We start from the raw sequence: 9791 nt of genomic DNA, 5'->3' as shown, positions 1-9791 counted from the left end.
ACAGCGCCGATGGTACTGCAGGGGGGACCCTGTGGGAGAGTAGGACGCCGCCGAACAAATTTTGAAAGGGTTGGACCCCGAACTTCGGTTCCGGGTCCAACCCTTTTTTGTTTTCCGTTACTTGAAGTTCATGTTGCACAACCAGCATCCACCTCATGGGTATTGCTGCTCTGCTCAGGGCCGCCGGCGTCGGAGTCGGTGACGAGGTCGTCGTGCCGGCGTTCGGGAACGTGGAGGTCGCCGAGGCCGTGACACAGGTGGGCGCCCTGCCGGTGTTCGCCGACATAGACCCGGTGACGTACTGCCTCGACGCCTCCGTCGTCGAACAGGCCCTGACCGCACGCACGGTGGCCGTGGTCGTCGTGCACCGCTTCGGACGGTCCGCCGACATGGGGCGGCTGCACGCGCTGGGCCGGCGGCACGGGCTGCTGGTCCTTGAGCAGGGCGAGTCCGAGGTGCCGTACGACGAGACGGCGCAGCGCAGGGAGCGTGCCGCCTATCTCGACACCAAGCTGCGGGGTGTGTGGACGCCCGACGGCGGGGACGGGCACACCTACCAGCAGTACGTGGTGCGGGTGCCCGGTAACGGCCGACCCGACCGTGACGCCTTCGCACGCGCCATACGGGCCCGGGGAGTTGACTGCCGGGTGCCCGTGAAGACCCCCGTGCACCGGCTGCCGGAGTACCGTCGGTGCGTGTCCCTGCCGGAGACCGAGCGGGCCGCCGAGGAGACGCTGGCGCTGCCCGTGGACGCCTCGTTGACGCGCCGGGAGATGCAGCGGGTCGTCTCGGTCTGCAACGCGCTCGGCGGGCCGATCGCGGTTGGGAGCACGGCCCTGTTCGGGGTATGATCTATTTCGTTGCCGCGGGGGAAACTCCGAGAAGGCAACCGGCCCCTATAGCTCAGTCGGTAGAGCGTCTCCATGGTAAGGAGAAGGTCAACGGTTCGATTCCGTTTGGGGGCTCCGGCAAAAAGGCCCTCACCCTTCGGGTGAGGGCCTTTTCCATGCCCTGCGGCTCCCTACTGCGGGGGACCCGGCACCCGCATCGCCAGGATCGCCATGTCGTCGGACGGGGCGTCCGAGGCAAAGCGTTCCACGGCGCGCAGGATGCGGGCCGCCACCGCACCGGCCGTCAGGCCCGTACAGGTGGTGAGAACGTCCGCGAGACCGTCGTCGCCCAGCATCCGGGAGCCCTCACGGCGCTCGGTGACGCCGTCCGTGACGCACAGCAGCACGTCGCCCGGGTCCAGCGTGATCGTCTGCTCGTACAGCTCCAGGTCCTCCATGACGCCGAGCAGCGGCTGCGGGTCGGCGGCCGGCTCCACCGTGCCGTCCTGGCGCAGGCGCAGCGGCAGCGGATGGCCGGCGCAGACCACCTTCAGCCGGGCGCTGCCGTCCTCCTGCGGCCACAGCTCGCCGTAAAGGAGCGTGAGGAAGCGGCTGCGGGCGCCCTCGTCGAGGATCGCGGAGTTCAGGCGCTCCAGTACAGCCGGGCCGCCGAAGCCCTCGCGGGCCAGCAGCCTGAGCGCGTGCCGGGCCAGGCCGGTCACCGCGGCTGCCTCCGGGCCCGTGCCGCAGACGTCGCCGATGGCGAAGCCGTAGGCGCCGTCACGGATGGGGAAGAGGTCGTAGAAGTCGCCGCCGACCTCGTTGCCCTCGCCGGCCGCGCGGTAGATGACGTCGACCTCCACGCCCTCGACGTCGGGGAGCCCCGGCGGCAGGAGGCTGCGCTGGAGGGACTGGCTGATGGCCGTGCGCTCCGAGTAGAGCCGGGCGTTGTCCAGGGCGAGAGCGGCCCTGCGGCTGAGGTCCTCGGCCAGTTCCAGGATCTCCTGGCGGAAGTGCTCGTCGGCGGGCTTGCCGAGGGTGAGCATGCCGATGACGCGGTTGCGGGCGACCAGCGGCAGGACGACCGTCTCGCCGCCGACCGCGGAGGCCGTGGCAAGGGTCGGTCCGATGGTCGTACCGATCCGGTGGTGCGAGTCGCCCAGGGCGAGGCTGCGCATGGAGCTGCGCAGGGCCGCCTGGTGGGCGGCCTCGCCGGGGGCGGACCACACGCGTGCTCCGGGGGTGGGCACCGGGTCCGGTGGGGCGATCTTGGACAGCAGGGACTTGATGCCGTCGATCAGCTCCTCGTCCTCGTGCAGGACGTAGGACAGGTAGGGATCGGAGGCCGGGTCGGCGATCGTGTAGACGGCGCACCAGGTGGCCAGGGTCGGGACCGTCATCTGGGCCATCAGGGCGAGGGTCTGGTCGCGGTCCAGGGTGCCGGCCAGCAGGTCGGAGGCCTCGACGAGGAAGCTGAGGGAGCCGCGGCGCAGCCGCTCCAGCTCGCCGAGGCGGGCCGACTCGACGGCCAGGGCGATGCGGTCGGCGGCGAACTGCAGGCGCAGCGCCTCCTCGTTGGAGTACCGGCCGGGTGCCTCCGCGGCGACGCCGAGGGAGCCGGTGAGGCGGCCCTCGACCTTCAGCGGGACGGTGACGACCGAGCGCATGCCGGTGCTGTTGAGGAGGGGGACGGCGCCCGGGACGGCGGCGAGGTCGTCGTGGACGGCGGGCATCCGGGCGGAGCCGTAGCGGCCGGGGCCCGCCTCGACGGGGACGCGGGCGAAACGCTGACGCGCGGAGGGCAGGCCGGTGGAGGCGCGGACCTCCAGCTCCGTTTCGTCGTCGGTGGCCAGCAGGAGGAAGGCGGCGTCGCCGTCGAGCATGTCGCGGGCGCGTTCCACGGTGCGCTGCAGCAGGCCGTCGAGGTCGTCGGGGGCGGGGGAGCCGATGAAGACCTCGAAGGGGTCGGCGCCGGGGCCCTCGGGGGCACTGCCCGTGTCGGAGGTCGCCGGGAGGCGCAACGGGGTCTGGAGCACGGCCCGTTCGTGGTCGCGCACGAGGAGGCAGACCGTGGAGGGCTCGCCGTCGGTGTCGCGGACGCGGAGGTGGGAGGCGTAGACGGGGATGACGCGGCCGTGGGCGCCGCGGATGCCGTAGCTGCCTTCCCAGCGGGAGAGTTGGAGCGCCTCGGCGACGCCGGTGCTGGTGCCGGGGGTGTGGGGCCAGGCGGCGAGGTCGGTGAGCGGCTTGCCGACGACCTGCTTGGCGGCGTAGCCGAACAGTTCCTCGGCGTCCTCGTTCCAGGCGGTGACGGAGCCGCCGCGTTCGATCTGGACGACGGCCACACGGACCCGGCCGTCGGCGAGCGGGAGGAGGTCCGCGGGCAGGCAGGGGCCGGCGGCGCGGGTGCCGACCGGGCGCTCGGGCATGTCGAGTTGGAACCAGACCTTCTTGTGCGTCGGCGTGTACTCCACGCCCCAGCGGCCGGCCAGGGCCGCGCACAGTTGCAGGCCGCGGCCGCCCTCGCGGTCGGGGCTGCCCATGTTGACCGCCGAGCTCTGTACCGGGAGCTCGCGCTCGGGGTAGCGGTCGGACACCTCGATGCGCGCTCCGTCGTCGCTGCGCAGGCACAGCACGTCGGCCGCTGTTCCCGCGTGGACGACGGCGTTGGTGACCAGTTCGCTCGTGAGGACCACCGCGTCGTCGATGATGTCGCCGAAGCCCCACCCCTGAAGGGTGTCGCGGACGAAGGACCGGGCGGTCGCCACCGATCGGCCCAGGGGATCGAAGCTGGCGGCCGCGCGCGCGGTGATCACAGAACTCCTCGTCCGGTTGTCGACGTGCAGACCCTGGTGGCTGATGGGATCGCGCCGCTGTTCCGGCAGCTGCGGTCCGTTCGGCTGTGGCTCCGGGGGCGGTCCCCCGGGGATCACTCCGGTGGTCATGTCTGCGGCCGCCCTCCGATGCCCGCTCGTTCCCGTGCCACCGCCCAGACCGGACGGACCGGTGCGGCTGGACAGCCCCATGCAAGGTTACTTACCTTCGCCGTCCACGCGGATGCCGGTCGCCAGTGTTTCCGTCCCGAGGGTGTGCGGAGGGTGTGCGAAGCTGCCGAACTGTTATGGCCTGGTTCGGCCGGGGTGAAACACTGGGCAGGCTTCTGGTGAAGGTCCGGGCGGGCGGAGTGTGCTCTCTGCACCCAGAGCGACGGCTCTCCCTGCGGACTGATTACATCGGACACGAATACGCAGTAGTAACCGGTACGCCGAGCCGGCGTACCGCAGCACAGCGGTAACGGTCGACCCCTGCGGGAGGGACACAGTGGAGTCTGGCGCAGCGACGCGGGACACGAAGCCGCGCGCGAAAGGCGGACAGTCCCCGAAGAACCGGCGCACGGCGCACAACGGGACCACCGAGGTGGACACGGCTTCCCTGAACCGACTGCTGGCCGCTCTGGTGTCGATGCGCGACGGCAATTTCCGCAGGCGGCTCACGGTGTCCGGGGACGGCGTGATGTCGGAGATCGCCGCCGTCTTCAACGAGGTCGCCGAACGCAATCTGCATCTGACGGGCGAGTTGTCGCGGGTGCGGCGCATGGTGGGGCGTGAGGGAAAGCTCACCGAGCGGCTGGAGACGGGCGCCTGCGAAGGCTCCTGGGCGACGGCGATCGACCATTCCAACGCGCTCGTCGACGATCTCGTCCGGCCCGTCTCGGAGGTCGGCCGGGTCCTCACCGCGGTCGCCGAGGGAGATCTGTCGCCGCGCATGGAGCTGCGCTCGCAGGCGCCGGAGGGTGCCGGGCATCCGCTGCGCGGTGAGTTCCTGAAGGTCGGGCGGACCGTCAACAACCTGGTCGACCAGTTGTCGACGTTCACCGACGAGGTCACGCGGGTGGCCAGCGAGGTGGGCACGGAGGGCAAGCTGGGCGGTCAGGCCAGGGTGCGCGGTCTGTCCGGGTCGTGGAAGGACCTGACGGACTCCGTCAACACCATGGCGTCCCGGCTGACGGCGCAGGTGCGGGACATCGCGCTGGTCACCACGGCGGTGGCCAAGGGCGATCTGTCGCGGAAGGTGACCGTCCATGTCGCCGGCGAGATGCTGGAGCTGAAGAACACCGTCAATACGATGGTGGACCAGCTCTCCGCGTTCTCCTCCGAGGTGACGCGGGTGGCCCGTGAGGTGGGCACGGACGGCATCCTCGGTGGTCAGGCGCATGTGCCGGGGGTCGACGGCACATGGAAGGAACTCACCGACTCGGTGAACCTGATGGCCGGCAATCTGACGGCGCAGGTGCGCGGGATCGCCCAGGTCACCACAGCCGTGGCCAACGGCGATCTGTCGCAGAAGGTGACTGTTCCGGCGCGTGGCGAGGTCGCGCAGCTCGCGGACACGATCAACCAGATGACCGAGACGCTGCGCATCTTCGCGGACGAGGTCACGCGGGTGGCCAACGAGGTCGGTGCCGAGGGCCGCCTGGGCGGTCAGGCGAACGTGCCGGGGGTGGCCGGCACCTGGAAGGACCTCACCGACTCCGTCAACACGGTGTTCCGCAACCTCACCACGCAGGTGAGGGACATCGCCACGGTGACGACGGCCGTGGCGAGCGGTGATCTGTCGCAGAAGGTCACCGTCGACGTGGCCGGCGAGATGCTGGAGCTGAAGAACACCGTCAACGGCATGGTGGACCAGCTGTCGTCCTTCGGTGCCGAGGTCACGCGGGTGGCGCGGGAGATCGGGGTCGAGGGCGAGCTGGGCGGCCAGGCGCAGGTGGCGGGCGCGGCGGGGACCTGGAAGGACCTCACCGACTCCGTCAATACCGCGTTCCGCAACCTCACCGGGCAGGTGAGGAACATCGCCCAGGTGACGACTGCCGTGGCCAACGGTGATCTGTCGCAGAAGGTCACCGTGGACGTCTCCGGCGAGATGCTCCAGCTGAAGAACACCGTGAACACGATGGTGGACCAGCTGTCGTCGTTCGCGGACCAGGTGACCCGGATGGCCCGGGACGTGGGCACGGAGGGCCGGCTGGGCGGGCAGGCCCGCGTGGACGGGGTGTCCGGCACCTGGAAGGAGCTCACCGACTCCGTCAACTTCATGGCCGGCAACCTCACCTCCCAGGTGCGGCAGATCGCCCAGGTGACGACGGCCGTGGCGCGCGGCGACCTCTCGCAGAAGATCGACGTCGACGCGCGCGGGGAGATCCTGGAGCTGAAGAACACCATCAACACGATGGTGGACCAGCTCTCCGCCTTCGCGGACCAGGTGACCCGGGTGGCCCGCGAGGTGGGCACGGAGGGCCGGCTGGGCGGGCAGGCGCAGGTGCCCGGCGTCGCCGGTGTGTGGCGGGACCTCACGGACTCCGTGAACGGCATGGCCGGCAACCTCACCGCCCAGGTGCGCAACATCGCCCAGGTCGCGACCGCGGTGGCCCGCGGTGATCTCTCGCAGAAGATCACCGTGGACGCGCGCGGGGAGATCCTGGAGCTGAAGAACACCCTGAACACGATGGTGGACCAGCTCTCCTCGTTCGCCCAGGAGGTCACGCGGGTGGCCCGTGAGGTGGGCACGGAGGGCATCCTCGGCGGTCAGGCCGAGGTCCAGGGCGTCTCCGGCACCTGGAAGGACCTCACCCAGTCCGTGAACTTCATGGCGAACAACCTGACCATTCAGGTGCGCAACATCGCCGAGGTCACGACCGCGGTCGCCAAGGGCGACCTGTCGAAGAAGATCACCGTCGACGCGAAGGGCGAGATCCTCGAGCTGGTCACCACCGTCAACACGATGGTCGACCAGCTGTCGTCGTTCGCCGAGCAGGTCACGCGGGTGGCCCGTGAGGTGGGCACGGAGGGCATCCTCGGCGGCCAGGCGCACGTGCCGGGTGTCGTGGGCATCTGGAAGGACCTCAACGACAACGTCAACCTGATGGCCAACAACCTGACCATGCAGGTGCGCAACATCTCCCAGGTCGCGGCCGCGGTCGCCAACGGCGATCTGACGCGGACGGTGACCATCGAGGCGCGCGGTGAGGTCGCGCAGCTCGCGGACACGTTCAACACCATGGTGAAGACGCTGAGTTCGTTCGCCGACCAGGTCACCAAGGTGGCCCGTGAGGTGGGCACGGACGGCATCCTCGGCGGTCAGGCGTACGTCCCCGGGGTGGCCGGCACCTGGAAGGACCTCACCGAGTCCGTGAACCAGATGGCGTCCAACCTGACCGGTCAGGTGCGCAACATCGCCATGGTCACCACCGCCATCGCCAAGGGCGATCTGACCAAGAAGATCGACATCGACGCGCGCGGGGAGATCCTGGAGCTGAAGACGACCATCAACACGATGGTCGACCAGCTGTCGTCCTTCGCCGAGGAGGTCACCAGGGTCGCCCGCGAGGTGGGCACCGAGGGTCAGCTCGGCGGCCAGGCACGCGTGCGCGACGTCGACGGCACCTGGCGGGACCTGACCGAGTCAGTGAACGAGATGGCCGGGAACCTCACCCGGCAGGTGCGCGCCATCGCGCGCGTGGCGACCGCGGTCACCCGCGGCGACCTGAACCTGAAGATCGACGTCGACGCCTCCGGCGAGATCCAGGAACTCCAGGACTACATCAACAAGATGATCGCCAACCTGCGCGACACCACGATCGCCAACAAGGAGCAGGACTGGCTCAAGGGCAATCTCGCCCGTATCTCGGCGCTGATGCAGGGCCGCCGCGACCTCCAGGACGTGGCCTCGCTGATCATGAGCGAGCTGACGCCGGTGGTCTCGGCGCAGCACGGTGCCTTCTTCGTCGCCATGCCCCTCGCCGACGAAACTGACCCCGGGAGCGAGGGCGACGACTCCTACGAGCTGCGGATGCTGGGTTCGTACGGCTACTCGCTGGGTTCCATGCCGACGTCGTTCCGGCCGGGCGAGGCGCTGATCGGGACCGCCGCGCAGGAGAGGCGCACCATCCTCGTCGACAACGCGCCCAGCGGCTATCTGAAGATCTCCTCCGGGCTCGGCGAGGCTCCGCCCGCGCAGGTGATCGTGCTGCCGGTGCTGTTCGAGGGAACGGTGCTCGGCGTCATCGAACTGGCCTCGTTCACGCCGTTCACGCACATCCAGAAGGACTTCCTGAACCAGATCGCGGAGATGATCGCCACCAGCGTCAACACCATCTCCGTCAACACCAAGACCGAGCTGCTGCTGAAGCAGTCCCAGGAGCTGACCGAGCAACTGCGGCTGAGGTCGGAGGAGTTGGAGCAGCGGCAGAAGGCGCTTCAGGCGTCCAACGCCGAACTGGAGGAGAAGGCCGAGCTGCTGGCGCAGCAGAACCGCGACATCGAGGCGAAGAACTCCGAGATCGAGGAGGCCCGGCAGGTCCTCGAGGAGCGTGCCGAGCAGCTCGCGGTCTCCATGCGCTACCGCAGCGAATTCCTCGCCAACATGTCGCACGAGCTGCGTACGCCGCTCAACTCCCTGCTGATTCTGGCCAAACTGCTCGCCGACAACGCCGAGGGCAATCTGTCCCCGAAGCAGGTCGAGTTCGCCGAGACGATCCACGGCGCGGGCTCCGACCTGCTCCAGCTGATCAACGACATCCTGGACCTGTCGAAGGTCGAGGCGGGCAAGATGGACGTCTCCCCGACGCGTATCGCGCTCGTCCAGCTCATCGACTACGTGGAGGCCACCTTCCGGCCGCTGACCGCGGAGAAGGGCCTCGACCTGTCCGTAAGGGTGTCGCCGGAGCTGCCCGCGACCCTGCACACCGACGAGCAGCGGCTGCTCCAGGTGCTGCGCAACCTGCTGTCCAACGCGGTGAAGTTCACCGATTCCGGGTCGGTGGAGCTGGTCATCCGTCCCGCCCGGGACGACGTTCCGCAGCCGATCCGCGAGCAGTTGCTGGAGGCCGGCTCGCTGGCCGACCCGGACGCGCCCATGATCGCCTTCTCCGTCACCGACACCGGCATCGGCATCGCGGCCAGCAAGATGCGGGTGATCTTCGAGGCGTTCAAGCAGGCCGACGGCACCACCAGTCGCAAGTACGGCGGTACCGGCCTCGGGTTGTCCATCTCGCGGGAGATCGCCCAACTGCTCGGCGGCGAGATCCACGCGCAGAGCGAGCCGGGCCGCGGTTCGACGTTCACCCTGTACCTGCCGCTGCACCCGGGGGAGCTGCCGCCGCAGGGTTACCAGCAGCCCGGCTCCGTGCTGGACGCCGGCCATCTGGTCGCCGCCGCCGGGCCGGAGCCGTCCGGGCAGGAGGCCGCCCAGGCCGAGGCGCCGGCCGAGGTGAAGTCGTACCAGGAGACGCAGAGCGGTCCCGCCGCGCTGTTCCGGCGCCGCCGCAGGGCCCTGCCGACCGCCGACCACAGGCCGGCGCGGCACGGGCGGCCGCTCCAGGAGCAGTGGGTGGCGGCGTCGACGGGCCCGGCGGAGCCGGAGTCCGTCCCGCAGGGGCACCGGGACATCCGGTTCGGCGGCGAGAAGGTGCTCATCGTCGACGACGACATCCGCAACGTCTTCGCCCTGACCAGCGTTCTGGAGCAGCACGGCCTGTCCGTGCTGTACGCCGAGAACGGCCGGGAGGGCATCGAGGTGCTGGAGCAGCATGACGACGTGGCGGTCGTCCTGATGGACATCATGATGCCGGAGATGGACGGCTATGCGACGACCACGGCGATCCGGCGGATGCCGCAGTTCGCCGGGCTGCCGATCATCGCGCTGACCGCGAAGGCGATGAAGGGCGACCGGGAGAAGGCGATCGAGTCGGGTGCCTCCGACTATGTGACCAAGCCCGTCGACCCCGATCACCTGCTGACCGTGATGGCGAACTGGATGAGCGGGGAGTGACGGGGACGGCGGTGACCGGAACGTTCGCGGGGCGCGGTACGTTGTCGACTCGGAGTCCCCGGAGCCGTGTAGAAGCGCGGGATCCGGGGAACCTTCTGGTCTCCCGCGGCGTTTCTGCCAGGTGCACAGTGA

The 9791-nt window shown here is 69.6% G+C and carries 3 protein-coding genes and 1 tRNA gene; 3 read left to right on the top strand and 1 reads right to left on the bottom strand.

Features of this window, described 5'->3' with window-relative positions; translation table 11 throughout:
* The first annotated feature begins 170 nt into the window (after nt 1-170).
* Together CG719_RS24105 and CG719_RS24100 are read left to right on the top strand one after the other, a co-directional pair.
* Entirely contained in the window at nt 171-851 is a 681-nt protein-coding gene (locus CG719_RS24105; RefSeq protein ID WP_234375732.1) for a DegT/DnrJ/EryC1/StrS family aminotransferase, read from the top strand.
* A gap of 41 nt (nt 852-892) precedes the next feature.
* Nucleotides 893-965: transfer RNA gene (locus tag CG719_RS24100), tRNA-Thr, on the top strand.
* A gap of 56 nt (nt 966-1021) precedes the next feature.
* Here CG719_RS24100 and CG719_RS24095 read toward each other — a convergent pair.
* Nucleotides 1022-3775 (bottom strand): SpoIIE family protein phosphatase, encoded by a 2754-nt coding sequence (locus CG719_RS24095; protein ID WP_100570767.1) that lies wholly within the window; start codon nt 3773-3775, stop codon nt 1022-1024.
* A 376-nt stretch (nt 3776-4151) separates the two neighbouring features.
* Here CG719_RS24095 and CG719_RS24085 point away from each other — a divergent pair, with 376 nt between their 5' ends.
* Entirely contained in the window at nt 4152-9659 is a 5508-nt protein-coding gene (locus CG719_RS24085) for a HAMP domain-containing protein (protein WP_100570766.1), read from the top strand.
* The last annotated feature ends 132 nt before the right edge of the window (nt 9660-9791 follow it).

The organism is Streptomyces sp. CB01373, assembly GCF_002803075.1.
In the GTDB taxonomy this organism is placed as follows: domain Bacteria; phylum Actinomycetota; class Actinomycetes; order Streptomycetales; family Streptomycetaceae; genus Streptomyces.
The sequence above is the reverse complement of the archived record's forward strand: the minus strand, read 5'-3'. Positions and strand labels throughout refer to the sequence as shown.

What these genes read in the sequence shown, in the direction of transcription:
- CG719_RS24095 (WP_100570767.1), bottom strand. Translation starts at nt 3,775, where the DNA reads ATGACCACCGGAGTGATCCCCGGGGGACCGCCCCCGGAGCCACAGCCG.